This window comes from Knoellia koreensis, assembly GCF_013041615.1.
In the GTDB taxonomy this organism is placed as follows: Bacteria; Actinomycetota; Actinomycetes; order Actinomycetales; family Dermatophilaceae; genus Pedococcus; species Pedococcus koreensis.
The window spans coordinates 1521065-1547922 of the sequence record NZ_JABEPQ010000001.1 but is presented as its reverse complement, the minus strand read 5'-3'; the positions used below and the strand labels follow the sequence as shown (position 1 = coordinate 1547922).

Here is a 26858-nt window from a genome sequence, read left to right as displayed (position 1 = left end):
CGCAACCGCCGTTGTGTCGGCGTATGCCGCGGAGTCCGGCCCCGCGGCTGCCTCGCTTCAGCCCTGGGTGGACTCGCCGGCCGGCTTGCCGCCGCGGGTGCGGCGGCGGTTGCGGTTGCGACGCGGCTTGGCCGAGCCCTCACCGGACTCGCTTCCGGCCTGCGGGCGGCGACCGCCGTCGCGACCGCCACTGCGGTTGCCACCCTCACGTCCGCCGTCACGGCCACCGTCGCGGCCGCCCTGGCCGCGACCGGACCGGCCACCGCCCTGCGGCCGACGACCGCTGGACTTGCCGGTCTCGCCGAGGTCCTCGAGCACCTCGGCGTCCAGGCCGGCGAGCTTCTGCGCCGACTTGGGGAGCCGACCCTTGGCCTCGCGCGGGATGTCGAGCTGCTCGTAGAAGTGGTCGGAGGAGGAGTAGGTCTCTTCCGGCTCGGGGATGCCGAGGTCGAGCACCTTGTTGATGAGGCCCCAGCGGGGCATGTCGTCCCAGTCGACGAAGGTGACGGCGATGCCGGTGTTGCCCGCGCGGCCGGTGCGGCCGATGCGGTGCACGTAGGTCTTCTCGTCCTCGGGGCACTGGTAGTTGACGACGTGGGTGACGTTCTCGACGTCGATGCCGCGGGCCGCGACATCGGTGGCGACGAGGATGTCGACCTTGCCGTTGCGGAACGCGCGCAGCGCCTGCTCGCGCGCGCCCTGGCCGAGGTCGCCGTGGATCGCGGCCGCGGCGAACCCGCGCTCGGTCAGCTCGTCCGCGACCTTGGCCGCGGTCCGCTTGGTGCGGCTGAAGATGATGGTGAGCCCGCGGTCCTTGGCCTGGAGCATGCGGGCCAGCATCTCGACCTTGTCCATCGCGTGGGCGCGGTAGACGAACTGCTCGATCGCCTTGACGGTGTGGGCGTTCTCCTGGTCGTCACCCATCGCGCGGATGTGCGTCGGCTGGCTCATGTAGCGGCGGGCCAGCGCGACGACGGCGCCCGGCATGGTGGCCGAGAACAGCATCGTCTGGCGCGAGCCGGGCGTCATCGCGAGGAGCTTCTCGACGTCGGGCAGGAAGCCGAGGTCGAGCATCTCGTCGGCCTCGTCGAGCACGACGGACTTGACGTGCGACAGGTCGAGGTGACCCTGCTGGGCCAGGTCGATGAGCCGGCCCGGGGTGCCGACGACGACCTCGACGCCCTTCTTCAGGGTGTCGATCTGCGGCTCGTAGGCGCGGCCGCCGTAGACGGTGAGGACGCGGATGCCGCGCTTCTTGCCGGCGCGCTCGAGGTCGCCGGCCACCTGGACGGCGAGCTCACGGGTCGGTGCGACGGCCAGGGCCTGCGGCTTGCCGGCGTAGGCGTAGGAGTCCCAGGCGTCGTCACCGCGGGCGATGGTGCGGTTGAGCATCGGCACGCCGAAGCCCAGCGTCTTGCCGGTGCCCGTCTTGGCCTGGCCGATGATGTCGTGGCCGGACAGCGCCACGGGCAGCGTCATGGCCTGGATGGGGAAGGGCGTCACGATCCCGGCGTCCCGCAGGGCGGCGACGATGTCGGGGTGGATGTCGAAGTCGGCGAAGGTCGTCTCGGCGGGCACGGGCTCGCTGGACGTGATGGTCTGGTCGGTCATGGAGTTCTCTCGATCGGGGCGCGCCGGCAAGGGGCGCAGCGCGCACGCTGTGGGCCGATCGGAGGTCTTCTCAAGGGGGCGCGGACGTCGGGTCCGCCGCAGATTCGTGCCGACCGGGCACCGTTGACCTCGTCAGTCTACCGGTGCGGGGCGCCGGTCCCGACCACCCGCGGTGGTGAGGGGGTATGCCGCGTGCCCCCGCGGCATACCGACGCCTCACCGAGGTGCCCCCTAGGGTTGGCGCCATGACGACCGAGGACTGGCTCGCTGACCCGCAGTACCGCGAGGCCGTGGGAGACCTGCTGGGCGCGCTCGCGTACGGCGAGCTCACGGCATTCATGCGCCTCGCCGCCGACGCCGACGTGTCGCCGACCCAGCCGCTCAAGGCGTCGGTCGCGGCGCTCGCGGTGGGGGAGTTCCGGCACTACGAGATGCTCGTCGCCCGGCTGTCGGAGATGGGGATCGACCCGGAGCAGGCGATGGCGCCGTTCGTGGCGGCGGTCGACGCGTTCCACGAGCGCACCCGGCCCAGCACCTGGCTCGAGGGCCTGGTCAAGGCCTATGTCGGCGACGGCATCGCGACCGACTTCTACCGCGAGATCGCGGCTTACGTGGACCCCTCGACCCGCGACCTCGTCCACTCCGCGATGCAGGACGTCGGGCAGGCCGAGTTCGTCGTCAAGGTCGTGCGGGAGGCCATCAAGACCGACCCGAAGATCGCCGGTCGGCTGGCGCTGTGGGGCCGCCGGCTCGTGGGGGAGGCGCTGTCGCAGGCGCAGCAGGTCGCGGTCGAGCGCGACGCGTTGTCCTCGCTGCTCGTGGGTGGCGTGGGTGCGCCCGACCGGCCCAGCGCCGACCTCGCCGAGCTGGGCCGCATGTTCGCCCGGCTCACCGACGAGCACACCCGCCGGATGGGACGCCTCGGCCTCGCCGCGTGAAGGGGGCGCACGAGGGACAGCGTGCGGCACGCATGGAAAGGGCCGGCCCCCGCGTGGGGAGCCGGCCCTTCCGGTATGCCGTGTGGCGCGTCAGACGTTGCTGCGTCGACCCGTCACCGCACCGTAGATCGCGATGAGGACCACCGCGACGATGATGCTGATGATCCAGCGGATCCAGTCGATGCCGGAGGTGGCGGCGACGCCGAGGGCTGCGGCCAGGTAGTAGCCGATCAGGACCCCGAGGATGCCCAGGATGATGGTGACGATGATGCCGCCGGCCTGCTTGCCCGGCATGACCAGCTTGGCCAGTGCACCGATGATGGCGCCGGCGATGATGAGACCGATGATCTCCACTTGTTGCCTCACTTTCGTGATGTTTCGAGACACGAAGTACCCGATGCCGTGCATTACCCACTCAACACGCCCCGCACGCTTTTTGCACGGAAGACATGCCGCACCGTGGGTCACGGACTGATGACAACCGGTGGGTAAACCTGCAGGTCAGAGCCGTGCAAGCGGTTCCACCGGCAATGCGCGGACGACCATAACAGGATCGGTCAGATGTTGCCGAAGCCCACGCCGCGCTTCTCGGTCTCGCCGAGCTGGACGTAGCCGATGACGCCCGCCGGGACGAGCAGCTGACGACCCTTCTCGCCGGTCAGCGTCAGGGCGCTGCCCTTCTCGACCGCGGCGGTCACGGCAGCCGCGACCTCCTCGGCGCTGGCGTCGGTGTCGAAGGTGATCTCGCGGGCGACGTTCTGGACGCCGATCTTGACCTCCACAGCGGTGGCCTTCCTTCTCGAAGCTGGGCACGCGGCATACCGCGTGCGTGAGTGCACCAACCTAACGAGCGGGTGCGTCGGTTCCTTCCCCGCCCACCTTGGGGAACGAGCCGAGGCCCCGCCACGCGAGCGCGCCCACGAGCCGGGCCGCCTCCTCCTTGGGGACCTCCGAGCCCTGGGCGAGCCAGTGCCGGGCAGCGACCTGCGCCATGCCGGTGAGGGACATGCCGAGCAGCGAGGCGTCCTCGTCGGTGAGCCCGGTGTCCTCGGCGATGACCTCGGCGACCATCTCCGCGCAGACGAGGCCGACCGCGTCGAGCCGGTTGCGCACGAGCGACTCGTTGGTGAGGTCGGACTCGAAGATGAGGCGGAACGCCGCGCCGTCGCGCGCCACGAAGTCGAAGTAGGCGTTGATGGTGGCGTAGACGCGTTCCTTGTTGTCGCTCGTCTCGGCCAGCGCCTCGCGCACGAGCTCCTCGAGGGCTTCGCTGTGCTTGTCGAGCAGCGCGAGGTAGAGCTCGAGCTTGCCCGGGAAATGTTGGTAGAGAACGGGTTTGGAAACGCCCGCGCGGTCGGCGATGTCGTCCATGGCGGCGGCGTGGTAACCGGACTCGACGAACGCGGCCTGTGCGGCGTCGAGCAGCTGGGCCCGGCGTGCGGAGCGGGGCATGCGCTGGCCCGGCTGGCGGGATCCGGACTCGGTGCGCTGGTCGGCGAGCGACATGGGTGCCTCTCTGGTCGAGCCGTCACGTCGTGGCGTCGGCCGGTGGGCCGGGACGGCGGTGTCGGGGCCATGGTACGCACGGGTATACGCGCGGGTACCGTGACGTCCATGGGCATTCCACCGCTGGTGTCGCCCGGCCCCGAGCTGACCGCCGAGCAGAAGGCGCGCTACGCCAGGCACATCCTGCTGCCGCAGATCGGCCTCGAGGGGCAGCGCCGGCTGGCCAACGCGCGGGTGCTCGTCGTGGGTGCCGGTGGCCTCGGGTCGCCCGCCCTGCTCTACCTCGCGGCGGCCGGTGTCGGCACGATCGGTGTGGTCGACGACGACGTGGTGGACGCCTCGAACCTGCAGCGCCAGGTGGTCCATGGCGTCAAGGACGTCGGGCGGCGCAAGACCGAGTCGGCTGCCGAGACCGTCGCCGGGGTCAACCCGCTCGTGCAGGTCGTGCGGCACGACGTGCGGCTCTCGGCCGACAACGCCCTGGAGATCCTCGCCGACTACGACGTGGTCCTCGACGGGGCCGACAACTTTGCGACGCGGTATTTGGTCAACGACGCCTGTGTGCTGCTGGGGCTGCCGCACGTGTGGGGGTCGATCTACCGGTTCGACGGGCAGGTGTCGGTGTGGTTCGCCGGGGTGGGGCCGTGCTACCGGTGCGTCTTCCCGGACCCGCCGCCGCCCGATGCCGTGCCGTCGTGCGCCACCGGCGGTGTGCTCGGGGCGTTGTGTGCGTCGATCGGGTCGGTGCAGGTGACCGAGGCGGTCAAGCTCATCACCGGTGAGGGTGAGCCGCTGGTGGGACGGCTGCTCGTGCACGACGCGCTGCGCCAGAGCTGGGACAGCCTCACCGTGCGGGCCGACCCGGACTGCCCGGTGTGCGGCGAGTCGCCGACCGTGACGTCGCTCGTGGACTACGAGCAATTCTGCGGTATGCCGGGTGCCTCCGGGGGCGCGGACGTCGACTCCGCCGCCCCGGAGGCCGGTTTCGGTGAGGTCTCGGCGACCGAGCTGGCGACGATGCTCGCCGAGCGCGAGTCCGGGCAGCGCGACTTCGTGCTCGTCGACGTGCGCGAGCCGGGCGAGCGCGAGGTCGTCTCGATCCCGGGAGCCGTCCCCATCCACCTCGACCGGTTCCGCGAGGGGACGGCCGCACCCGAGCTGCCCCGCGGCATACCCGTCGTCGTGCACTGCAAGTCGGGCGCGCGCTCCGCGGAGGCCGCGGGGCTGCTCGCCGCGACCGGACGCGACGACGTCACCAACCTCACCGGCGGGGTGCTGGCCTGGGTGCGCGACGTCGACCCGTCCCTGCCGACCTACTGACGCGGATGGTCACGCGGGACAAGGACTTCGGGCTGCCGGACGAGTTCGCCGACGACGTGCTCGACCTCGTCGACCAGGTGCCCGAGGGGATGGTCGTGACCTACGGCGACCTCGCCGAGATGCTGGGGCGCGGCGGCCCGCGGTCGGTCGGGCGGGTGATGTCGCACTACGGGTCGGACGTGCCGTGGTGGCGGGTGATCCGCGCGGGCGGCTACCCGCCGCAGGGGCTGGAGGACGAGGCGGTGGCGCGCTGGCGCGAGGAGGCGACGCCCCTGGTGGGTGGCGCCCTCGGTCGGCGGGTCGACCTCGAGCTGGCCCGCTGGCAGGGTCCGGAGCCACAGCCCGGATCACCGACCTGAGCCGACCGGCCGGCCTGCCTGCCGCGAACTTTGGGCCAAAGTTCGCCAGTGCTGGGAACCTTCCCGTCCAGGGCGAACTTTGGGCCAAAGTGGGTATGCCGTGGTGTCGCCGGGAGCGTGTCGGCGCCGGGTGATGGGATGGGGTCGTGGTCGTCCTGCGTCGTGCTCCGAGTCTCGTGGTGCAGCCGCCGCCGCTCGACGAGGTCCAGCGCGCCGCGGTGGAGCACCGCGGGGCGGTGCTGCGCGTCCTGGGCGGGCCGGGCACGGGCAAGACCACGACCGCGGTCGAGGTCGTCGTCGACCGGGTCGAGCGGGACGGCCTGCGGCCCGACCAGTGCCTCGTCCTCACCTCCTCGCGACTGGCCGCCGGCGCGCTGCGCGAGCGGGTCACCGCCCGGCTGGACCGCACCTCCACCGAGCCGTTGGCGCGCACCCACCAGGCGTTCGGGTTCGGCCTCCTGCGCCAGGCCGCGGCCCTGCGGGGTGACCCCACCCCGCGGCTGCTGAGCGGCCCCGAGCAGGACGTCATCCTGCGCGAGCTGCTCGCCGGTCACGCGAGCGGTGAGACACCGAGCCCGCCGTGGCCTGAGCAGGTGCGAGAAGCCTTGCCCACCAAGGGATTTCGTGGTGAGCTGCGCGACCTGCTCATGCGCGCCGTCGAGCACGGGCTCGAGGCCGACGACCTGCGCCGGCTCGGCGCCGAGCACGACCGGCCCGCCTGGGTGGCGGCCGCCGACGTGCTCGAGGAGTACGACGAGGTCACCGCGCTCTCAGCCCCCGGCGCCTACGACCCGGCGTGGATCCTGGGTGCCGCTGCCGACCTGCTCGAGGAGACGCCCGAGGCGATGCAGCGGGTGCGGGACTCGCTGCGGCTCGTGGTGGTCGACGACGCACAGGAGCTCACGGCGGCCGCGGTGCGGCTGCTCGAGACCGTCGTCGCCCCCGGCATCGACGTCGTCCTGATCGGCGACCCCGACAGCGCCGTCCAGACCTTCCGCGGCGCCGACCCGCGCTACCTCGCCGACGGCTGGACAGCCCTGGGCGAGGGGCCCACGTTCGTGCTGCCCACGGCATACCGGCTGCCGCAGGCCGTCCACGCGGCGGCCGCCCGCGTGGCTCCCAAGATCGCCGCTCTCGGCGGCGGCGCCCAGCGCCAGAGCCGGCCGGGACGCAGCGGTGGCACGGTCGACGTGCGGCTGCTGCGCGCGGTGAGCCAGGAGGCGGCGCTCGTCGCCGCCGAGCTGCGCGAGGCACACCTGCGCGACGGCGTGCCGTGGTCGCAGATGGCGGTCATCGTCCGCGGGCAGGGGCGCACGTCGACCCTGCGCCGGGTGCTGAGTGCGGCAGGTGTGCCCGTCACCGGTGCCAGCGCCGACCTGCCGGTGCGCGACGAGGTGGCGGTGCGGCCGCTGCTCGCACTGCTGCAGGTGGTGCTCGACCTCGCGCAGGGAGCCACCGACGCGGTGCCCCCGCAGGTGGCGGTCGACGCCCTCGCCTCCCCGCTCGGGGGTGCCGACGCCGTCGGCCTGCGGCGGCTGCGCCGCGCCCTGCGTCGGGCAGAGCTCGAGTCCGGCGGCGACCGCACCAGCGACGAGCTGCTGGCGCAGGCGCTGCTCAACCCCGGCGACCTCCAGGACCTCGGCATGGAGGCCAACCCGGCCCGCCGACTTACCACCGTGATCCGGGCCGGCCTCGAGGCGGCCCGACCGGGTGACCAGCCCGGGCAGCGCTGGGCACCCGGAGTCACGGCCGAGTCGGTGCTGTGGGCCATGTGGTCGGCGACCCGCATCGCCCAGGAGTGGCGCGCGTCCGCGCTCGCCGGCGGGCAGGGCGGGGCGCGGGCCGACCGCGACCTCGACGCCGTGGTGGGGCTGTTCGACGCCGCGGCCAAGTTCACCGACCGGATGCCGGGGCTCGGGCCCGAGGAGTTCCTGCGCCACATCGAGAGCCAGGACATCCCCGGCGACACCCTTGTCGCGCGCTCGCCGTCGGGGGAGTCGGTCGCCGTCACCACGCCGCAGGCCGCGGCCGGGCAGGAGTGGCAGCTCGTCATCGTCGCCGGGGTGCAGGAGGGCGTGTGGCCGGACCTGCGGCTGCGCGGGTCGCTGCTCGGCTCGGAGCAGCTCGTCGACGTTGTCGCCGGGCGGGATTCGCGGTTCCGGGCGGCGCAGGCCGCGGTGCGCTACGACGAGACCCGGCTCTTCCTCGTCGCCCTGACCCGCGCGACGGACCGTGTCGTCGTCACCGCGGTGCGCAGCGACGACGAGCAGCCGTCGGTCTACCTCGACGTGGTCGACCCCGACACCATCGAACGGTCCGAGAACGGCGACCGCGGGTTCACCGAGGTCGGCCGCACCATGACGCTGCCCACGCTCGTCGGTGAGCTGCGCCGCCAGCTCGTCGACGGGCCCACCAAGGACGACCGCCTCACCGCCGTCGCGGCGCTCGCCCGGCTGGCCGACGCGGGCGTCGCGGGTGCCGACCCCGAGCAGTGGTGGGCGATGCGCGTGGTCTCCGACGACCGGCCGCTGCGCGACGAGGACCGGGACGTGCGCGTCTCCCCGAGCAAGGTCGAGTCGTTCGGGCAGTGCGGGCTGCGTTGGCTGTTCAGCACGGTCGGTGGCGACGGGCCGCGCGTCGGCGCTGCCGACATCGGCACCCTCGTGCACGACATCGCGGCCGAGCTGGGCGACGTCGACGCCCAGACGCTGGCTGCCGAGGTCGACGCCCGGTGGGCGAGGCTCGGTATGCCGCGTGGCTGGGTCTCGGACCGCAAGCGCGCCGAGGCGCACGAGATGGTCGGCCGGCTCGCGGGCTACTTCGACGAGGCGCGGGCCAAGGGCTGGGAGAAGGTCGGGGCCGAGGTCGCGATGAAGGTCGTCCTCGGCCGTGCCGTCGTGAGCGGGCGAGTCGACCGGCTCGAGCGCGCCACCGACGGGTCCGGTCTGCGCGTGGTCGACTACAAGACGGGCAGCAGCAAGCCCAAGTCCGACGACCTGCCGCTGCACCCGCAGCTCGGGGTCTACCAGCTGGCGGTGGAGCGGGGTGCTTTCGGCGAGGAGAAGCGGTCCACGGGCGCCGCGCTGCTCCAGATCGGCAAGGCTGCGGGCAAGAACCACCAGGTGCAGCCCCAGCCGCCGTTGGCCGAGGCGGACGACCCGACGTGGGCCGAGCAGTTGGTCGCGTCGACGGCGGACGAGATGTCGCGACCGGTGTTCCTCGCCAAGGTGGGCGACCACTGCAAGCTCTGCGCGGTCAAGGCTGCGTGCCCGGCGCAGCCCGAGGGGAGGGTCCTGTGAGCGAGCCGACCGGTGAGGTGGGCGCGGTGGCAGCCCCGCGGCATACCGCTGCGTCGTTGGCCGACGCGCTCGGGCTGCCCCGCCCGACTGCCCAGCAGACGGCGGTCATCGAGGCGTCGCCCGATGACCCGTTGCTCGTCGTCGCGGGCGCCGGGTCGGGCAAGACCGAGACGATGACGAGCCGGGTCGTGTGGCTGGTCGCGAACGGGTTCGTCGACCCCGACCAGGTGCTGGGTCTGACGTTCACGCGCAAGGCCGCGACCGAGCTCGCCGAACGAATCGGGTTGCGGCTGAGGCAACTTCAGGCGCGTGGCGTGTGGGAGCCGCGCGCGCACGACGACGAGACCGGCGCCGAGGTGCTCGGCGGCACCCCGACCGTGTCGACCTACCACTCGTATGCCGGCCGGCTGGTGCGCGAGCACGCGCTGCGGCTGGGGTACGAGGGGGAGTCGCGGCTGCTGTCCGAGGCCGCCGCGTGGCAGTACGCCGCCGAGGTGGTCGCCGCCTACGACGGCCCCATGGACGACGTGGCGGGCGCCGAGGCGACCGTCATCGGTGCCGTCGTCGACCTCGCCGGCGAGCTCGCGGAGCACCTGCGCACGCCCGCTGACGTCACGGCCTACGTGGACCGGGTGGAGGCGGCGCTCGCCGCCCTGCCGCAGGGGGCGACCAAGACCGTCGGGCTGATGGCGGAGTCCAAGAAGGCGCTGGACAACCTGCGCGCCCGGGCGGGGGTGATGCCGATCGTGGAGCGCTACCTCGCGATGAAGCGGGAGCGGGACGCGATGGACTTCGCCGACCAGATGGCCCTCGCGGCGCGGCTGGCGCGGGGGTTCGACGACATCGGGGCGATTGAGCGGGACCGGTTCCGGGCGGTGCTGCTCGACGAGTTCCAGGACACCAGCGACGCCCAGCTCCAGCTGCTGCAGGCCCTGTTCGTGGCGCCGGGGGAGCCCGTGCCGGTGACGGCGGTCGGTGACCCGCACCAGTCGATCTACGGGTGGCGCGGGGCGAGCGCGACCACCCTGTCCGCCTTCCGGCACGCCTTCCGCCGCACCGAGGCGCCGGTGACCCAGGTGCCGCTCACCACGAGCTGGCGCAACGACGCGCGGGTGCTCGAGGTGGCCAACCTGGTGGCCGCCCCACTGCGCGACCGGTCCAGCGTCCCGGTCGAACCACTCGACCCGCGCCCCGGCGCCGGGCCGGGTGTCGTCGAGGTCGCTCGGCTCGAGACGATTCGTGACGAGGCTGACGTCGTCGCGAACTGGCTTGCGGCACAAGGGGAGTCCGGAGCCAAGACGCGGGCGGTGTTGTGCCGCAAGCGGTCCCTGTTCGCTCCCGTGATCGACGCGCTCGAGCGTCACGAGATCCCCTACGAGGTCGTCGGGCTCGGCGGCCTGCTGCTCACGCCCGAGGTCGAGGACATCACCGCCCTGCTGCACGTCGTCCATGACCCGACCCGCGGCGACCAGCTCATGCGGCTGCTGACGGGCCCCCTGTGCCACCTCGGCGCGGCCGACCTCGACGGGCTCATGGCGTGGGCGCGCCACCAGCAGGAGGTGCGGTTGGGGCACGGTCGGCCCGAGCAGGAGGCCGCGGATGCCGACGCCGCCGAGGGCGGTTCGCCCGAGCTCGGGGACGGCGGTGACGAGGCGGTGGTCGGGCGTGTGCGCGACCAGGCCCCCGATGCCGCCGACACCGCGAGCATCGTCGAGGCGGTCGACGACCTGCCGCCCGCGGGCTGGGTGAGCTGGGACGGCCGGCGCATCGGCGCGGTCGCGCTCGAGCGGCTGCGCGACCTGCAGCACACGATCCGGCGGATGCGGGGGCTGACCGCGCTGCCGCTGGCCGACCTGGTTGGTGAGGCCGAGCGGGCCCTGGGTCTCGACATCGAGGTGCTCGCCCGACCGGGATACACGCCGTCCGCGGCGCGCGCCCACCTGGACGCGTTCGCCGACGTGGCAGCCAACTTCTCGGTGAGCGCCGACCGGCCGAACCTCGGGGGGTTCCTGGCCTGGCTCAAGGCCGCCCTCGACGAGGAGCGCGGCCTCGACAAGGGGTGGACCGAACCCCGCGAGGACGCCGTGCAGGTGCTCACCGTCCACGCGGCCAAGGGCCTGGAGTGGGATGCCGTGGCCGTGCCGGGGCTCGTCGAGGCGACGTTCCCCGACCTGTCGTCGGCCGTGACCACGGCGAAGAACGGCGAGTGGACCACCTCGGTGCCGAAGGACCGTGGCTGGCTCGGTGGGCTGTCCGGTGGCGGCATTCCCTATGCCCTGCGGGGCGACTCGGCCGGGCTGCCGCTGCTCGACTGGGAGGGCGCGACCGACAACAAGGACTTCAACACCAAGGTCGAGGACTTCTACCTGCGCGGTGGTGAGCACGCGATGCAGGAGGAGCGTCGGCTCGCCTACGTCGCCTTCACACGGGCCCGGCGGGCGATGCTGCTCACGGCGCACGTCTGGGGCACGGCGAAGTCGCCGCGGGTGACCTCGCGGTTCCTGCTCGACGTGGCGGCCGGCGCCGGTGAGGTCGCGGGCGACCCGGCCGTGCGTCGCCTCCAGTGGGTCGACCTGCCCGACCCCGACGACCCGGACATCACCAACCCGCTCGAGGCCGAGCAGGTCGTCGTGCAGTGGCCCGCCGACCCGCTGGCCGAGCGTCGTGCGTCCCTTTCCCGGGCGGCGGCCGCCGTGCGTGAGGCCATTGACGCGTATGCCGCGGGCGCGCCCCCCGCTCTGGCGCAGGCTCCCGAGCAGGGCCTGCTGCCCGTCCCCGGTGAGGGGGTCAGCGTGCTGCACGAGGTCGACCTGCTCCTGGCGGAGCGACGCCGGCTGGCCGAGCGCAGCGAGCTCGTCGTGGAGATGCCGCGCCACCTGTCGGCCTCCGCGGTGGTGGCGCTCGCAACCGACCCTGAACGGTTCGCGCTGGGGCTGCGACGGCCGATGCCCGAGGCGCCGGCGCTGGCAGCCCGGCGAGGCACCGCATTCCACGCGTGGATCGAGCAGCACTACGCGCGAGCCGCGATGGTCGACCTGCTCGACCTGCCCGGCAGCGCGGACGAGGAACCGGCGGACGACGACCAGCTGCCGGCGATGAGGGAGAAGTTCCTCGCCAGCGAGTGGGCAGATCGCGTGCCGACCGAGATCGAGATTGCGGTCGAGACGGTGCTCGACGGGATCGCGGTGCGCGGCCGCATCGACGCGGTGTTCCCCCGGGAGGGCGGCGGGTTCACGATCGTCGACTGGAAGACCGGTGCCAAACCCACCGGCGAGGTGGCACGCATCCGCGCACTCCAGCTCGCGGCATACCGGGTCGCCTATGCCCGGCTGCGCGGACTGGAGGTCGACGAGGTGGACGGCGCGTTCTACTACGCCGGGTCCGGTGAGACCGTGTGGCCCGATCTGCCCGGTGAGGCCGACCTCGTCGAGCTGCTGGGCACCGTCCCCGACTGACGGGGTAACCGGGGATTGGACGACGAAGGAGCGGCAGTGGCAGGGATCGTGTGGACGCAGGTCACCGACGCGGTGGCGCTCACCCAGAGCGGTGAGGTGCAGGCGGGCAAGGCTGCGCTCGAGGAGTGCTGGGCCGCCACCTCGTCGGACGACCACGCGGTGAGGTGCGTGGTGGCGCACTACCTGGCCGACCTGCAGGATGACCTCGACATCGAAATCGCTTGGGACGAAAGGGCGCTCGCCGAGCTGCCGCACCTGCGTGACGAGGACGTCGCTGGCCTGGGCATCACCTCGGTTGCCGGGTTCGCACCGTCGCTGCACCTCAACCTCGGCGACGGCTACCTGCGACGCGGTGACCTGGGCAGGGCGCGCGAGCACCTCACCCGGGGACGAGCGACGCTCGGTGCCTTGGCCGACGACGCCTACGGAGTCATGATCCGGCGCGGATTCGACCGCTTGGGCGCGCGGCTCGACGACCCGGACGGAACGCCGCTGCGACGTCGTCCCTGACGGCTCGCTGCACTTGTTGCCGGTGGCTCGGCACGGGGGGCCCGGTTTCGGGGGTGTATGCCGTCTGGCCGGCAACGAGTGGGGGCGGTTCGCCTCAGGGACGGTAGCCGGGCTCGAACTCGGGGCCGGGGTCCTCGCCCTGGACGTTGGTCGTCGGGTCGTGGGTCGGCGGCACGCGCAGGCTCTCGAGGTCGATCTCGGTGGTGACCTCCGCAGCGCCCGCCGAGGACCTGGGCAGCTCGTCACGCCGCGTCGCCGTGTCCTGGACCGGGTCGCCATCCGCAGGCGCGTCGTCGGTGGGTTCGTCGTCGGCGGGCATGTCCTCGGCTGGTGCATCGTCGGCAGGCTCGCCCGCTTCGTCGGATGCGCGAGTCGCCCCGCTGGCCGCCTGGCCGGAGCCGCCTTGCGGGATCTCCTGGGTCGCATGCCCATCGGTCGCGCCGCCACCAGCGCGGGAGGTGTCGTCGGCGAAGGAAGCGTGGTCGGACGTCTCGGAGCGGTCAGCCGCATCGGACTGCTCGGCGCCGTCGGAGCCTTCTCCCACATCGGAGTGATCGACCTCGTCGGAGTGATCGGCGGACTGATCGGCCTCGCCGGACCGATCGGCCTCGTCGGTCCGGTCGACGTTGCCCGACCGTTCGGCCCGGTCGGACTTCTCCGGCGCGTCCGGCTCGTCCGGTCCAGCGGCAGTCGGGGCGAACATCACCTCGACGTCGTCCTGGGCGTCGTCGTCCTCGTCGTCGACGACGACCGGTGGGACGGCGACCGGCGCCTTGGGCCGGGCGGGCGTGATCGAGTCGCGGCGGTAGTCGTCCTTGGCCGCCTCCTCCTCGTGCACGCGGTCGTCGAGGCGCCGCAGCGCCACCGAGTGCCGCTCCACGAGCAGTCGGTCCCCGCCGGCCACCGCGGTCATCAGCGCGGACAGCACCTGCATCTCGCCCGAGAGCCGGGCCCGCTGCAGCAGGTTCGGGTCGGGTCGCTCCGACCGGGCGTGGGCATAGGCCTCGAGCACGGTCTCGACGGCACCCTCCGGCGCCTCGGCCACGAGCGCGGCGAAATCGTCGGCTGGGTCGGCCACCTTGGCGTCCTCCCACCCGGTGAACGCCTTCACCCGCCCGGTCGAGGCGTCATCACCGTCGAACACGACGAGCACCTGGTCGCCGGTGAGGTCGCCATGGGTCGGGGTCGGCGCGAACCGCCACAGCGTGACGTCCTCGAGCTGACGCTCCCAGCGCGAGAGCAGCGTCGTCGGCACGTGGCCCGTCGCGGCGGCGCGGTCGAGCTCGCTCAGCCGACGGGTGCGGTAGGTGTCGGCGTCGTAGGCCGGCATGCCCGCCTCGTCGAACAGCTGGTGGTCGGCGTTGTGCAGCGCGGCGATCGCCCGCCCCAGCTCGGCCGCGAGCCCGGGCCCGCCCGGCAGCCGCGAGAAGTCGAGGTTCTGTCCCGGCAGGTACGGGTAGATCGCGGCACGGCCGCCCTCCTTCAACGCGGCGTACCCCTTGGGCACCGGCACGCTGAACGGCAACCGCCGCGCCAGCAACGTCAGCAGGCTGAACGTCGACTCCATCTGGGCCGACGCGGCCTGGCTGCGCGGGACGCGCACGACCCAGCGCCGGTGTTGGGTGTCCTGGACGAACGCGACGTCGTAGTGGTGGTCGGGCGCGCCGGGGAGCGCCTCGACGCTCGCCGGGTCGAGTCCCGGCACCGCGGCGCTGGCCAGGGCGGCGAGGAAGAGGGGGCTGCGATCCACCCCTTCACCGTATGCCGTGTGGGCGCGCCTAGGGTGGAGGCGTGGGCCGCTCCGCCGAAACTCTCGCAAATCTGACATTCACCGGACCCGGCCCGGACCGTCGCGCCGACCTTCGGACCGACCCCGAGCTCGTGCCGAAGCTGCTCGCCGATCCCGCCACCCGCGTCTTCGAGCTGCACGGCGACCGGGTCGCCGTCGACGACACCCCGGGCGGGCTCCGACTGGCCCTGCGACCACCGGAGCCGGACGACGCGAGCCGCCTGGGGCTCTACCTCGGCAGCGACGGCGACGGCACGGCATACCTCGCCGTCGTGGGCGACCGACCCGTCGAAGGGGACGAGACCCCGGGGGAGCGCACGATCCGCCAGGCCGCGGCCGACCTGGCCGACTTCGACGCCAGCCTGTTCGCCACGGCGCTCGCGCTCGCGAACTGGCACGGCGCCCACGGACACTGCTCGCGCTGTGGTGCACCGACCGAGCCGACCCACGCGGGGTGGCTGCGGCGGTGCACCGTCGAGGGCAGCGAGCACTACCCGCGCACCGACGTCGCCGTGATCATGTCCGTCGTCGACGAGCAGGACCGGCTGCTCATGGCGCAGGGTGCCGGCTGGGGGCCGGGGCGCTACTCGGTGCTCGCCGGTTTCCTCGAGCCCGGCGAGAGCCTCGCCCAGGCGGTCGCCCGCGAGGTCGAGGAGGAGGTCGGGCTCGAGGTGACGGACGTGGCCTACCTCGGGGACCAGCCCTGGCCGTTCCCGACCTCGTTGATGGTCGGGTTCACCGCCCGGGTCGCGGGCAACGGTCCGACGACGTTCCAGCTGCAGGAGAGCGAGATCGCCGACGCGCGCTGGTTCACCCGCGACGAGCTGCGCGCGGCCGTCGCGGACGGCTCGGTGACGGCGTCGGGCCGGCTGTCGATCTCACGCCGGCTCGTCGAGCACTGGCTCGGCCACCCGCTCGACGTGGCGTGAGCAGCGCCCGTTGGTCTCCGCGCGCGCTCGGCAAAACGGCGGTTGCGAGCATAAAACGGGGGGAAATAGGGCCCGTTTCATGTCAGCAACCCCCGTTTTGCGGGAGGGCGCTCAGGAGGCGAGGCGCTTCTTGACCTCGTTGATCGACGGGTTCGTCGCGGCCGAGCCATCCGGGAAGAGCAGGGTCGGGACGGTCTGGTTGCCGTCGTTGACCTCCATGACGAACGCCACGGCCTCCGGCTCCTGCTCGATGTTCACCTCGGTGAACGGGATGTTCTCGCGGCCCATCTGGGCCTTGAGCCGGTTGCAGTAGCCGCACCACGACGTCGTGAACATCGTGACGCTGCCGGGGGCGGGGGCCTGCGGGGTGTTGCTCATGAGGTGCCTGGGTCCTTCGTCTCGGGTGCGACGTCTCGTCCTGGACCGTCAACGCGCGCGGAGCCCCGGATCTTCCGTGCGGACCGCTGCCGGTCGTGTCCATGATGGCGCATGCCCTTCGACCAGTCCCTCCTCGCCCTCGCCGCCAGCCGCGACATCGGCACCCTCGCCACGCTCAAGCGCGACGGCCGGCCGCAGCTGTCCACGGTGAACTTCACCTTCGACCCCGCCACCGCGACCGCTCGCGCGTCGGTCACCGACGGGCGCGCCAAGGTCGCCAACCTGCGTCGCGACCCGCGGGCGTCATTGTTCGTGTCGTCGCCCGACGGTTGGTCGTATGCCGTCCTCGAGGGTGACGCGGACTTCTCACCGGTCGCGTCGGCCCCCGACGACGAGGCGGTGGAGGAGCTGGTGGAGGTCTATCGCACGATCCGCGGGGAGGAACACCCCGACTGGCAGGAGTACCGCGAGGTGATGGTCGCCGACCGTCGCCTCGTCCTGCGGCTGCACGTCACCAAGGTCTACGGCCTGGTCCAGTAGCAGCCGCCCCGTGGGGCAGGCGTCGGCGCAACCGACGTCAGGCCCGCGTGACAGGATCGCCGCGATGCCCACCCAGCCACACGGCATACCGGCGCTCGTCGGTGAGCTGACCCCTGACGCGATCCTCGACGCGCTCGACCCCGAGCAGCGCGAGGTGGCGGCGCAGCCGCTCGGGCCCATGTGCGTGCTCGCGGGCGCCGGCACGGGCAAGACCCGCGCGATCACCCACCGCATCGCCTACGGCGTCCGGTCCGCGGCCTACCAGCCGCAGCGCGTGCTGGCCGTGACGTTCACGGCGCGCGCGGCGGGCGAGATGCGCACCCGGCTGCGTGCGCTCGGCGCCGGCGGGGTGCAGGCGCGCACGTTCCATGCCGCCGCGCTGCGCCAGCTCCACTACTTCTGGCCGCAGGCCGTCGGCGGGGCAGCGCCAGAGGTGATGGCGCACAAGGCAGCCGCCGTCGCGCAGGCCGCCGCGTCGCTGCGCCTCGACCTCGCGCGCGACCGCACCGCTATCCGTGACCTCGCCGCCGAGATCGAGTGGGCGAAGGTCTCGATGCTGACGCCGGAGACGTATGCCGCGGGCGCGCGCGCCGCGCGCCGCGAACCCCCCGGTCTCGACGCCACCGCGATGGCCCGGGTGCTCGACGCGTACGAGCAGGTCAAGACGGGGCGGGGGGCCATCGACTTCGAGGACGTGCTGCTGCTGACCGTCGGGATCCTGCAGGACCACGACGAGATCGCGCGCGCCGTCCGGTCGCAGTACCGCCACTTCGTCGTGGACGAGTACCAGGACGTCAACGCGCTCCAGCAACGGCTGCTCGACCTGTGGGTGGGGGAGCGTCACGACCTGTGCGTCGTCGGTGACCCGGCGCAGACGATCTACTCCTTCACCGGTGCCTCACCGCGCCACCTGCTCGAGTTCCCCCAGAACCACCCGAAGGCACAGGTCGTGCGGCTGGTCCGCAACTACCGCTCGACACCGCAGGTCGTCGAGCTGGCCAACCTCGTGGTGCGCGGCCCGTCGGGGTCGATGCGCAGCAACGCCGTGGTCCTCCAGGCACACTCCGAGGCGGGTCCGACGCCGGCGCTGACGTCGCACTCCGACGACCCGGCAGAGGCGGCGGCCGTCGCGGCCGAGGTGGCCGAGCGGGTCAAGGCTGGTGTGCCGCCCTCACAGATGGCGATCCTGTTCCGCACCAACGGCCAGAGCGAGGCATTCGAGTCCGCGCTCGCCGAGCGCGACGTGCCCTACCTCGTGCGTGGCGGCGAGCGGTTCTTCGCCCGCACCGAGGTGCGCGAGGCGGTGCTCCTGCTGCGCGGGGCGGCGCGCTCCGACGACGGGTCGAAGCCGATGCCCGAGCTGGTCCGCGACGTCCTGCTCGGGGCCGGGTGGACCCGGGAGGCGCCGAGCTCCGGTGGGGCGCAACGCGAGCGCTGGGAGTCGCTGGCCGCGCTCGCGACCCTGTCCGACGACCTCGTGGCCGTGACGCCCGAGGCGCGGCTGCCCGACTTCATCCGCGAGCTCGACGAGCGGGCGTCGGCCCAGCACGCGCCCTCGGTCGAGGGCGTGACCCTGGCGTCGCTGCACGCGGCCAAGGGCCTGGAGTGGGACGTCGTGTTCCTCGCCGGTGTGTCCGACGGCTACCTGCCGATCACCATGGCCGAGACGCCGGAGGCGATCGAGGAGGAACGGCGGCTTCTCTACGTCGGCGTGACCCGCGCGCGGCGCGAGCTCCGGCTGTCGTGGGCCGGTGCGCGCACGCCTGGAGCGCGGGCCACGCGCCGCCCCTCCCGGTTCCTCGACGGTGCCGCGTCGGTGCTCGGTGAGGGTGCGCGCTCGCAGCCGAAGTCGAAGTCCTCGGTGGGTGGACGCCGAGGTGGCAAGCCCGCCCGGCCGGTGCTCCCGGCATACTGCCGCGGTTGTGGCACCGAGCTGACGACGGCCGGCCAGCGCAAGGTGGGGCGATGCGACGACTGCCCACCGACCTACTCCGAGGCGACCTTCGAGAAGCTGCGCGAGTGGCGGCTGGCCGTCGCGCGTGAGGCCAGCGTCCCGGCATACGTCGTCTTCACCGACGCGACGCTCACCGCGATCGCCGAACGCGAGCCGTCGTCGGAGGGCGAGCTGGCGCAGGTGTCCGGCGTCGGGGCGCGCAAGCTCGCTCTCTACGGCGCCGACGTGCTGGCGCTCCTCGGCGGAAGCCCGGTTGAAGACGTTCTCGAAAAGCGTTCTGCCACAACAGAATCCGATGAATGACGAAAGTTCACGAAGAAAAGTTCCAGAAATCCCGTTAATTGCGTTGCTGGCGTCGGGGACGGTCCCCTACTCTTGACAACGCACAGCCGGCCGGTCCGAAGGACCGAGATCCGGGCCGAACGAGCAGTAGATGAGGAGGGTGGTCCCAGTGGAGAACAACACGATGACGATCGACGCGATGCACATGTCCCGCGTCGCTTCCGTGTGCCCGCAGGACGGCCGTCACCTCCTCGCGCCCATCGGTAGCTGGATCAAGGGGACCGCTGTGCCCGCTTCTGTCGTCATCCCGGATGGCCCGGCCTACGCCGGCGCCTTCGGCACCGACGCCACGGATCTCGAGTTCCGACCCTTCGGAGAACCACCTGTCTAGGCACCAGCCACCAGGTCTCTCCGAAGGCCGCGGAACCCGAAATCCGGGATCCGCGGCCTTTCTGTTTGTCCAGAACAGGTTTGACCTGGCCACGGCGTCCGGCGCAGTCAGCCACCGAGACGGACCCGATGAGTTTCTTCCGGTTCGACAGTCACCGAAGGAAGCACCACCAGATGAACAGCACGACACCGCGTTGCAGGACCACGAGTAGCACGACACCGAAGAGAAGTGGCCGGCCCTCCACCGAGGACCAGCCGGCCGGACCGATACCGAGAGCAGCCGCCACCACCGTGGCGGGGACGAGAAGGGGAGGTGACACGATGCAGTTGAGCGCACTTCACGACCTGAACGAGCAGGCCGCGATGGCAGGTTCGGGCATCCCGTGTCGAGACAACGACGCCGAGATGTGGTTCGCCGAGAGCCCGGCCGACGTCGAGTTCGCCAAGTCGCTGTGCCGTACGTGCCCGGCCGTCGAGGCGTGCCTGGCCGGCGCGCTCGACCGGCGTGAGCCGTGGGGCGTGTGGGGCGGTGAGCTCTTCATCCAGGGAGTCGTCGTCGCCCGCAAGCGTCCGCGTGGCCGACCGAGGAAGAACCCGGTCGCCGCATGAGGCCCGTCGCATGAACCTCGTCACCACGCCCGAGTCGGTCGTGACCGTCGTGACCCCGTCCGCGGGGATGCCAGAGGGGGCGCCCGTGGGACCGGTGCGCATTGACACCGGTCCCACGGGCCGGACTCCAGTCCGCCCTCGTTTCATCCAATGTCGTTCTGAACACAGGAGATTCACCATGTTCCAGGCCCTGTATGCCGACCTGGCGCGCGCCCATCAGCGGCGTCGCCAGCGCGAGCACCAGCGCCGGCTCGAGGCAGCGGCCCAGCACGAGATGCTGGTTCACGCGCCTCGCATGCTGGCCCGGTGACGCGTCACCACGGACCCGCCGCGACCCCCTGCCGAGGGAGTGTCCCGGCGGGTTCGTCATGCCCGGGTGCCTGCGAGTCTTCGGAAACATCCCTACGTTCCAACGTGCACATTGTTCCGAAGACTCGCAGGCGCGGGTTCTAGGCTGCACCCATGGCCACGCAGATCCGGATCGCCCAGGACCCCGACGCCGACGCGGTGCTCAGCGAGGACCCGTTCGCCCTGCTGGTGGGGATGTTGCTCGACCAGCAGTACCCGATGGAGCACGCGTTCCGCGGGCCGTGGAAGATCAAGAGCCGTTTCGGCAACCTCGATGTCGACGCGATCGCGTCGGCCGAGCCCGAGGCCTTCGCCGACCTGGCGGCCACGCCGCCGGCGATCCACCGCTACGGCCGGTCGATGGCGGGGCGGGTGCAGCAGCTCGCCGCCGTGGTCCGCGACGAGTACGGCGGCCGCGCCGAGCGGATCTGGACCGAGGCCAAGGACACCGACGAGCTCCTCGACCGGCTGCGCAAGCTGCCCGGCTACGGCGACCAGAAGGCCCGGATCTTCGCCGCCCTCGTCGGCAAGCAGCTCGGGGTGCGCCCGGCGGGGTGGCAGGAGGCCATTGGCCCGTATGCCGAGGACGGCTCCTACCGCTCGGTGGCGGACGTCGTCGACGCGGAGTCGTTGCAGAAGGTGCGCGAGTTCAAGCAGGCCGCCAAGGCCGAGGCGAAGGCCAAGGCCGGCGCCAAGCCGGCCACGAAGAAGGCCGCCACCGCGAAGGCAGCTACGACGAAGGCGACGGCGAAGAAGACCGCAACGAAGAAGACCACCGCGAAGCGCACGGCCAGGGCCTGACCATGGGCGAGCCACGCGGCATACCGGACGACGGCGCCGACGCAATGGTGTGCGCCACCTGCGGGACGACCCCGGACGAGGAGTCGCTGGCCAGGCTGACGTGGACCCGCGGCACCGAGAACGGGCGCGACGTGTGGACCTGCGAGCGCTGCAGCCGCGAGCACCTGCGCAGCATCGAGGGCAAGCTCGACTCGTCCTGGTGGTGACCCGGGCGCCCACATGACGCGCCACGCGGGGTGAGCACACGGCATACCCGCAGGTCATGTGATGGGATCACGACGTGTCCAAGGTCGTCCGTTGGCTGGACCGGTTCCAGCGCAAGCACCCGGTCGTCGGCTACCCGATCGCGGTCCTCTACAAGTTCTTCGACGACCAGGCCGGCTACCTCGTCGCGCTGATCGCCTACTACGCGTTCCTGTCGTTCTTCCCGTTGCTGCTGTTGCTCACCACGGCGCTGAGCTTCGTCCTTGCCAACGACACGCGGCTGCAGCAGCAGATCCTCAACTCGACGCTGTCGGAGATCCCGCTCATCGCGGACCAGATCGGCCGGCCGGAGAGCCTGCGCGGCAGCCCGACCGGCATCGTCGTCAGCAGCCTCGTCGCGCTCTACGGTGGGCTCGGCGTCGGGCAGGCGTTCCAGTACGCCATGAACACCGTGTGGGGCGTGCCCCGCAACTCGCGCCCGAACCCGTTCAAGGCGCGCGGCCGCAGCTTCCTGCTGCTGCTCACGATCCTGCTCTTCGTCATCCTCACGACGGCCATCTCGATCCTGCAGGCCAACCTGTCCGACGACTTCCCGGCGGCGACCCGGATCCTCGTGTTCGTGGCGACGTTCCTCGGGACCGCGCTGGTCTTCGGGCTCGGGATGCGGCGCGCGGTGGCGCTCGACCTCGGGCTGAAGGACGTCGCGGTGGGCGCGTTCGGGGCCGCCGCGACGTGGCAGGTGCTGCAGTACTTCGGGGTGGGGCTCGTCGAGCGCGCGAGCAGCTCGGCGTCGGCGACCAACAGCGTCTTCGGCATCGTCATCGGCCTCTTCGCGTTCCTGCACCTGGCGGCGATGGGCACGGTGTTCTTCGCCGAGGCCGATGTCGTGCGCGCCCGCAAGCTCTACCCGCGGGCGCTGCTCACGCCGTTCACCGACAACGTGCGCCTCACCGACGGTGACCGCCGCGCCTACGCCCAGCAGGCGCGGATCGGCCGGTTCAAGGGCTACCAACAGATCGAGGTCGACTTCACCAAGCGCCCGAATGCCGCGGAGCCGGCTGGGGCGTCCGAGGCCGGCGAGGCGCGTGGTGACTCGTCCCGCCCGGCGCAGGCCAAGGACCTCACACCGGAAGACTGAGGTTCGCTCGGTCTACTGAGGCGAGCGAAGCCAGCTTTCCCGCGTCACGCGGAAAAGCTGGGACGGGTGGGGGCGTTGGGGATCAGGTCGGCGGGGGCAGGGGGCGCAGGCGCATCCCGGGCATGTGCTCGACCACGATCGAGCGGGCCGGCACCGTGCCGCCGAGCTGGCACAGCACGCCGATCCCGCCCAGCCAGACCCGGTGGATGAGCAGGTAGGACGGCGGCAGGTTGAGCTTCATACCGACGAGGAACTCCGGCCGCCGGACGTCGTTGACGTGGGTCGCGACCGAGCGCAGCCACGGCCGGCTGAAGGTGAACTCCTCGTGCGTGAGCGGCTCGATGAACGGCGCGAGGTAGTCCAGCAGCGCCCGGGCGTCGATCGACATCGACGGCTTGATGAAGCCCTCGGCCCGCAGCCCTGCCTCGAGCTCGTCCGCCTCACCCGACAGGGCGGCCGACACCAGCCGCCCCATCTCCGAGGGCAGGCCGTCGGGGAGCCGGTTGACCGCGCCGTAGTCGATGACGCCGAGCCGCCCGTCGGGCAGGAGCCGGAAGTTGCCCGGGTGCGGGTCGGCGTGCAGCAGCCCCGACCGCGCGGGCCCGACGAGCAGGAACTCCATGTACCGCTGGCTGGCGGCGTCGCGCTGCGCCTTGGTGCCCGAGGAGACGATCTTGGACAGCGGCAGGCCGTCCATCCACTCCGAGACGATGACGTGCTTGCTGTGCACGAGGACGTCCGGCACCGCGAAGTGCGGGTCGTCGCGGAATGCCTTGGCGAACCGGCGCTGGCTCGTCGCCTCGAGGTCGTAGTCGAGCTCCTCGGTCATCCGCGACTTGAGCTCGTCGGTGATGGGCTTGATGTCCATCCCCGGGATCCAGCCGCCGGCGACCCGCGCCACCCGCGCCAGCTGGTTGAGGTCGGAGATCAGGGCCTCGCCGGCGCCCGGGTACTGGATCTTCACCGCGACCTCGCGCCCGTCGCGCCACACGGCCCGGTGCACCTGCCCGATCGACGCAGCCGCGGACGGCGTGTCGTCGAACGACTGGAACTTCGAGGTCCGCCACCGCGGGCCGAGCTCCTCGGCGAGCACCTGGTGCACGGTGGCGGCCGGCATCGGCGGCGCGGCCTCCTGCAGCTTGGTCAGGGTGGCCCGGTAGGGGGCGGCGAGCTCCTCGGGCATGGCGGCCTCCATGACCGACATGGCCTGCCCGAACTTCATCGCCCCGCCCTTGAGCTCGCCGAGCACCTTGAACAGCTGCTCGGCCGTGCGGGCCTGGAGCTCGGCGGCCACGGCCTCGGCGGGCTTGCCGCCCACGCGCTTGCCGAAGCCCACCGCGGTGCGCCCGGCGAAGCCCAGCGGCAGGCTGGCGAGCCGGGCCGTGCGGCTCACGGCGCGGCGGGGGAGGTCACTCACCCCGCCATTCTCACCTGTCCCTCTGCGCTGGCGTCGGTGGGTCGCCCCGCCGTGTCGCGACCGCCGCACCGGCAGCGCGGGTGGACCGGCCAGTCCCGCTGCCGCACCCCCGGCCAGGGCAGCCCCGCCTCGAGCGAGCGCCCGACCGGTTGCGGCTGGCCGTCGAGCCACCCGAGCGTCACCATCGCGGCCATCGCGGACGCCAACGCCACCAGCGACTCCTCACCCCCGACCTCCTCGCCGGCCCCGACGGCCGGTGCGGTCAGCTGCGCCAGCAGTGTCGGCCAGGCCGGGTCGAGGTCGGTGCGGGTCTGGTCGAGGCAGTCCAGGCAGGGCCGGTCCGCGCCCGCCACCAGTGGCCCGACGACCGTCTCGGTCGCGCCGATGACGACGGGCAGCAGGGGTATGCCGTGTCGTCGCCACCCGCGGCCCTGCCGCGGGTCGACCACGTGGCGGCCGCACAGGACGACGAGGTCCGGTCGGTCGCCCACGGGGGAGTCCGCGGGGTCCGGGGCCAGCAGGGCGGTCGCCTCGTCGCCGTCGATGTGGTCGTGGTCGAGGTCGCGGTGGTTGCCGTTGTGGCCGAGGTCGTGACGGGCGCCGTCGTGGTCGACGGCGTCGTCGCCGACCGCGTCGTGCTCCCAGTCGGAAGCGGCCTGCGCACCCGAGCGCACGTCACCCACGCCGGCGCGCCGCAACACGGTCGCGACCCCGTCGGGCACGGCGCCGCGCCCCACGACGAGGACGCACGCGTCCGCGCGCGCCGCGGCCGCGGCATACCCCTGCGGTGGTGTGCTGGTGACGCGCAGCAGGCCGCGCGTGTCCTCGCGCCCCAGGGCGGACGCCGCGCCGGCCTGGACCGTCGTGGAGCCGTCGACCACCAGACCCGCCCGCACGAGCAGCGCGAGGAGGGCCTGGCCCTCGGGCGTGGCGAGGGCGGCGGGAAGGGTCCGCGTGCCGTCGAGCGCGCGCAGCGCGTCCAGCTGGGCCGGTGGGGGCCCGTCGAGGACGACGGACCGGCCAGGTTCGACCCCGACCTGCACCCGGCCGTCGCCGCGGTGGAGCAGGGGACCGAGGAGCTTGGGGAGGAAGGGCTGGCTCACCGGTTCAATCTGGCACAGGCAATCCGGGGCAAAAGCGGTCATCCACAGGTGAACCGCTCCAACACGGGGTCGATGCGTCTGGTGGGGCGCAAGTGGTCTGCGGGAAACAGCGAGGGGCGGACCCGACCGGCTGGTCGGGTCCGCCCCTCGCGATGGGAAAGCCTGCGTCAGGCCTTGCCGAGAATGCGGTTGAGGTTGGTGCCACAGACCGGGCACACACCCTTGGCCATGCGGCGGCCGTTGGTCTCGACGACCTTGCCCTCGGCCTCGCGCTTCTCCTTGCACTTCACGCAGTAGAACTCGCCCTTGTAGGTCTCGTCTGCCATCGCCATGTCTCCTTGTCGATCGCGCCGCACGGTTGCGGCGCCGGACTCCGGCCAACTTAGACCATGCTGAGCACAAAATCGCGCAAGGGGGGTGCTCAGCGACCGCGGGTCGCGTCGTGCTCAGCCGCCCCTTAGGGTTCGCTCCCATGAGCACGCAGCCCTGGTGGGAGACCGACCTGACCGACCTGCGGGCCGAGCGGCGCGACTCCAGCGGGCGCCGGATCGCGGTCGTCACCCTCGACCTGCCGGAGCGCCGCAACTCGATGAGCACGCCCATGACCGAGTCCTGGGGGCGGCTCATGCCGGCCCTTGCGGCCGACCCCGAGCTGGCCGCCGTCGTCGTCACGGGTGCCCCGCCGGCCTTCTGCGCGGGTGGGGACCTGTCGTGGATCGTCAAGGACAAGGACGCCTCGGTCAGCGACCTGCGCGAGCGGATGCTGACCTTCTACCGCACCTGGCTCACGATCAGGGACGTTCCGGTCCCGACGATCGCTGCGGTCAACGGGTCGGCCATCGGCGCGGGCCTGGCGATCGCGCTCGCCTGTGACATCAGGTATGCCGCCGCTGACGCCAAGCTGGGCGTGCCGTTCACCTCGCTGGGGCTGCACCCGGGGATGGCGACCACTTGGTCGCTGCCGGACGTCGCGGGCATGGCGGTGGCGCGCGACCTGCTCCTCACCGGACGCATCGTCACCGGCGAGGAGGCGGTCGGGCTGGGACTGGCGTCCGCGGCATACCCGGCGGGGGAGGTGCTCGACCGCGCACTGGAGGCGGCCGACCGGGTGGCAGCCACGGCTCCCATCGCGAGCCGGCTCACCGTGCAGGCGCTCCGGGGCGGCGGCCACGACAGCCACGAGACCGCGCTGCAGTGGGAGGCGCTGGCCCAGGCGACGACGCTCGCTACCGAGGACCTGCACGAGGGCATCGCTGCCGCAGCTGCCAAGCGGGCGCCGGTTTTTCACAGTCGCTGAGGCGGCGCGTCTCGTCCACAGGCACGGCTCGTGCTGCTCGGGAATGTCCGCGTGCTCGCCTATCGTGGAGGAATGAGCGACATCGAGGTCCGACGCAGCCGCAGGCGGCGTCGCACCGTGAGTGCGTACCGCGAGGGCGGCCGCACGATCGTGCTCATCCCCGCGCGGTTCACCAAGGCTGAGGAGCGGCAGTGGGTCGCGACCATGGTCGAGCGGCTCGAGAAGGGCGACCGACGCCGTCGCCCCAGTGACGCCGAGCTGTCCACGCGCGCGGCCGATCTGTCGGGGCGCTACCTCGGCGGGCTCGCCAAGCCGGCCAGCATCCGCTGGGTCACCAACCAGAACTCCCGCTGGGGGTCGTGCACGCCGAGTGACCGCACGATCCGCATCTCGCACCGGGTCAAGGGCATGCCCGCCTACGTCCTGGACTACGTGATCCTGCACGAGCTGGCCCACCTGCTCGCGCCGGGTCACGGGCCAGAGTTCTGGCAGCTGCTCGCCGGCTACCCGCGGCTCGAGCGCGCGCGTGGCTACCTCGAGGGCGTCGCCCATGCAGCCGGGCTCGACCTGTCCGACGACGTCGAGAGCCCGGGTGGTGAGCCGGCGGAGCGGGGCGAGCCGCACCAGGCCGCGCTCGACTTCGGGCCGAGCGACGACTGAGGCCGTTCGCCGGGCGGCAGC

The 26858-nt window shown here is 72.4% G+C and carries 26 protein-coding genes and 1 pseudogene; 17 read left to right on the top strand and 10 right to left on the bottom strand.

The window, feature by feature from the left end; translation table 11 throughout:
- Nucleotides 1-57: 57 nt before the first annotated feature.
- On the bottom strand, nt 58-1611 hold the full coding sequence (locus tag HJG52_RS07545; RefSeq protein ID WP_171242835.1) for a DEAD/DEAH box helicase: 1554 nt from the start codon (nt 1609-1611) through the stop codon (nt 58-60).
- A gap of 245 nt (nt 1612-1856) precedes the next feature.
- Between HJG52_RS07545 and HJG52_RS07540 the strand changes: the two genes are divergently transcribed.
- Complete coding sequence (locus HJG52_RS07540; protein ID WP_206069975.1) at nt 1857-2549, top strand: ferritin-like fold-containing protein; 693 nt, start codon at nt 1857-1859, stop codon at nt 2547-2549.
- A 90-nt stretch (nt 2550-2639) separates the two neighbouring features.
- Here the strand turns inward: HJG52_RS07540 and HJG52_RS20680 are convergent, their stop codons facing one another.
- The 3 genes from HJG52_RS20680 to HJG52_RS07525 form a co-directional block, all read right to left on the bottom strand.
- Nucleotides 2640-2915: a GlsB/YeaQ/YmgE family stress response membrane protein gene (locus HJG52_RS20680; protein WP_346767613.1), complete on the bottom strand. Its 276-nt coding sequence runs from the start codon at nt 2913-2915 to the stop codon at nt 2640-2642.
- Between the two features lie 191 nt (nt 2916-3106).
- Nucleotides 3107-3331 (bottom strand): DUF3107 family protein, encoded by a 225-nt coding sequence (locus HJG52_RS07530; protein ID WP_171242832.1) that lies wholly within the window; start codon nt 3329-3331, stop codon nt 3107-3109.
- Between the two features lie 61 nt (nt 3332-3392).
- The gene (locus tag HJG52_RS07525; protein ID WP_171242831.1) at nt 3393-4055 is read right to left on the bottom strand and encodes a TetR/AcrR family transcriptional regulator; all 663 of its coding nucleotides are present in this window, start codon (nt 4053-4055) and stop codon (nt 3393-3395) included.
- 108 nt (nt 4056-4163) lie between these two features.
- On the opposite strand from HJG52_RS07525, the gene moeB reads away from it, so the two are divergent.
- From moeB to HJG52_RS07500, 5 genes are all read left to right on the top strand, one after another.
- Nucleotides 4164-5375 (top strand): molybdopterin-synthase adenylyltransferase MoeB, encoded by a 1212-nt coding sequence (gene moeB, locus HJG52_RS07520; protein WP_171242830.1) that lies wholly within the window; start codon nt 4164-4166, stop codon nt 5373-5375.
- A gap of 5 nt (nt 5376-5380) precedes the next feature.
- The gene (locus tag HJG52_RS07515; protein ID WP_171242829.1) at nt 5381-5734 is read left to right on the top strand and encodes an MGMT family protein; all 354 of its coding nucleotides are present in this window, start codon (nt 5381-5383) and stop codon (nt 5732-5734) included.
- Nucleotides 5735-5880: 146 nt separating this feature from the next.
- Nucleotides 5881-9033, top strand: a complete 3153-nt coding sequence (locus tag HJG52_RS07510; RefSeq protein WP_171242828.1) for a PD-(D/E)XK nuclease family protein — start codon at nt 5881-5883, stop codon at nt 9031-9033.
- Entirely contained in the window at nt 9030-12488 is a 3459-nt protein-coding gene (locus HJG52_RS07505) for a UvrD-helicase domain-containing protein (protein WP_346767612.1), read from the top strand. Before HJG52_RS07510 ends, HJG52_RS07505 begins: the two co-directional genes overlap by 4 nt.
- Nucleotides 12489-12524: 36 nt before the next feature.
- Nucleotides 12525-12998, top strand: a complete 474-nt coding sequence (locus tag HJG52_RS07500; RefSeq protein ID WP_240977193.1) for a hypothetical protein — start codon at nt 12525-12527, stop codon at nt 12996-12998.
- A gap of 94 nt (nt 12999-13092) precedes the next feature.
- Here HJG52_RS07500 and HJG52_RS07495 read toward each other — a convergent pair whose 3' ends face one another.
- On the bottom strand, nt 13093-14748 hold the full coding sequence (locus HJG52_RS07495) for a phosphotransferase (protein WP_171242827.1): 1656 nt from the start codon (nt 14746-14748) through the stop codon (nt 13093-13095).
- Nucleotides 14749-14879: 131 nt separating this feature from the next.
- Here HJG52_RS07495 and nudC point away from each other — a divergent pair, with 131 nt between their 5' ends.
- Nucleotides 14880-15716, top strand: coding sequence for an NAD(+) diphosphatase (gene nudC, locus HJG52_RS07490; RefSeq protein ID WP_346767611.1), 837 nt, complete (start codon nt 14880-14882; stop codon nt 15714-15716).
- Nucleotides 15717-15827: 111 nt separating this feature from the next.
- On the opposite strand, the gene HJG52_RS07485 is transcribed toward nudC, so the two are convergent.
- Nucleotides 15828-16094 (bottom strand): mycoredoxin, encoded by a 267-nt coding sequence (locus HJG52_RS07485; protein WP_171242825.1) that lies wholly within the window; start codon nt 16092-16094, stop codon nt 15828-15830.
- A 111-nt stretch (nt 16095-16205) separates the two neighbouring features.
- Between HJG52_RS07485 and HJG52_RS07480 the strand changes: the two genes are divergently transcribed.
- The 3 genes from HJG52_RS07480 to HJG52_RS07470 all read left to right on the top strand — a co-directional run bounded on the left by HJG52_RS07480 (nt 16206) and on the right by HJG52_RS07470 (nt 19261).
- A complete protein-coding gene (locus HJG52_RS07480) occupies nt 16206-16634 on the top strand; it encodes a PPOX class F420-dependent oxidoreductase (RefSeq protein ID WP_171242824.1) in 429 nt (142 codons plus the stop codon).
- 64 nt (nt 16635-16698) lie between these two features.
- Nucleotides 16699-18891, top strand: coding sequence for an ATP-dependent DNA helicase UvrD2 (locus HJG52_RS07475; protein ID WP_171242823.1), 2193 nt, complete (start codon nt 16699-16701; stop codon nt 18889-18891).
- Nucleotides 18892-19021: 130 nt separating this feature from the next.
- Nucleotides 19022-19261 carry a hypothetical protein gene (locus tag HJG52_RS07470; RefSeq protein WP_171242822.1) on the top strand — a complete coding sequence of 80 codons (240 nt, stop codon included), beginning with the start codon at nt 19022-19024 and terminating at the stop codon, nt 19259-19261.
- Between the two features lie 151 nt (nt 19262-19412).
- Here HJG52_RS07470 and HJG52_RS07465 read toward each other — a convergent pair whose 3' ends face one another.
- Entirely contained in the window at nt 19413-19580 is a 168-nt protein-coding gene (locus HJG52_RS07465) for a hypothetical protein (RefSeq protein WP_171242821.1), read from the bottom strand.
- Nucleotide 19581: 1 nt separating this feature from the next.
- Here HJG52_RS07465 and HJG52_RS07460 point away from each other — a divergent pair, with 1 nt between their 5' ends.
- The 5 genes and pseudogenes from HJG52_RS07460 (at nt 19582) to HJG52_RS07445 (ending at nt 22360) form a co-directional block, all read left to right on the top strand.
- On the top strand, nt 19582-19869 hold the full coding sequence (locus HJG52_RS07460; RefSeq protein ID WP_171242820.1) for a WhiB family transcriptional regulator: 288 nt from the start codon (nt 19582-19584) through the stop codon (nt 19867-19869).
- A 178-nt stretch (nt 19870-20047) separates the two neighbouring features.
- Nucleotides 20048-20179 (top strand): hypothetical protein, encoded by a 132-nt coding sequence (locus HJG52_RS21240; protein ID WP_277352078.1) that lies wholly within the window; start codon nt 20048-20050, stop codon nt 20177-20179.
- A gap of 152 nt (nt 20180-20331) precedes the next feature.
- Nucleotides 20332-20898: pseudogene (locus HJG52_RS07455) on the top strand (HhH-GPD-type base excision DNA repair protein); the annotation flags it as partial.
- 122 nt (nt 20899-21020) lie between these two features.
- Nucleotides 21021-21224 carry a hypothetical protein gene (locus tag HJG52_RS07450; protein ID WP_171242818.1) on the top strand — a complete coding sequence of 68 codons (204 nt, stop codon included), beginning with the start codon at nt 21021-21023 and terminating at the stop codon, nt 21222-21224.
- Nucleotides 21225-21298: 74 nt separating this feature from the next.
- On the top strand, nt 21299-22360 hold the full coding sequence (locus tag HJG52_RS07445) for a YhjD/YihY/BrkB family envelope integrity protein (protein ID WP_346767610.1): 1062 nt from the start codon (nt 21299-21301) through the stop codon (nt 22358-22360).
- A gap of 82 nt (nt 22361-22442) precedes the next feature.
- Here the strand turns inward: HJG52_RS07445 and HJG52_RS07440 are convergent, their stop codons facing one another.
- The 3 genes from HJG52_RS07440 to HJG52_RS07430 form a co-directional block, all read right to left on the bottom strand.
- Complete coding sequence (locus HJG52_RS07440; RefSeq protein WP_171242817.1) at nt 22443-23777, bottom strand: AarF/UbiB family protein; 1335 nt, start codon at nt 23775-23777, stop codon at nt 22443-22445.
- Nucleotides 23774-24880, bottom strand: coding sequence for a hypothetical protein (locus HJG52_RS07435; RefSeq protein ID WP_171242816.1), 1107 nt, complete (start codon nt 24878-24880; stop codon nt 23774-23776). The genes HJG52_RS07440 and HJG52_RS07435 overlap by 4 nt, the downstream gene beginning before the upstream one ends.
- Nucleotides 24881-25047: 167 nt before the next feature.
- Nucleotides 25048-25206 (bottom strand): DUF5679 domain-containing protein, encoded by a 159-nt coding sequence (locus HJG52_RS07430; protein ID WP_091756008.1) that lies wholly within the window; start codon nt 25204-25206, stop codon nt 25048-25050.
- Between the two features lie 146 nt (nt 25207-25352).
- Here HJG52_RS07430 and HJG52_RS07425 point away from each other — a divergent pair, with 146 nt between their 5' ends.
- Nucleotides 25353-26177, top strand: a complete 825-nt coding sequence (locus tag HJG52_RS07425) for an enoyl-CoA hydratase/isomerase family protein (protein WP_171242815.1) — start codon at nt 25353-25355, stop codon at nt 26175-26177.
- A 72-nt stretch (nt 26178-26249) separates the two neighbouring features.
- Entirely contained in the window at nt 26250-26837 is a 588-nt protein-coding gene (locus HJG52_RS07420) for a M48 metallopeptidase family protein (RefSeq protein WP_171242814.1), read from the top strand.
- Nucleotides 26838-26858: the final 21 nt, after the last annotated feature.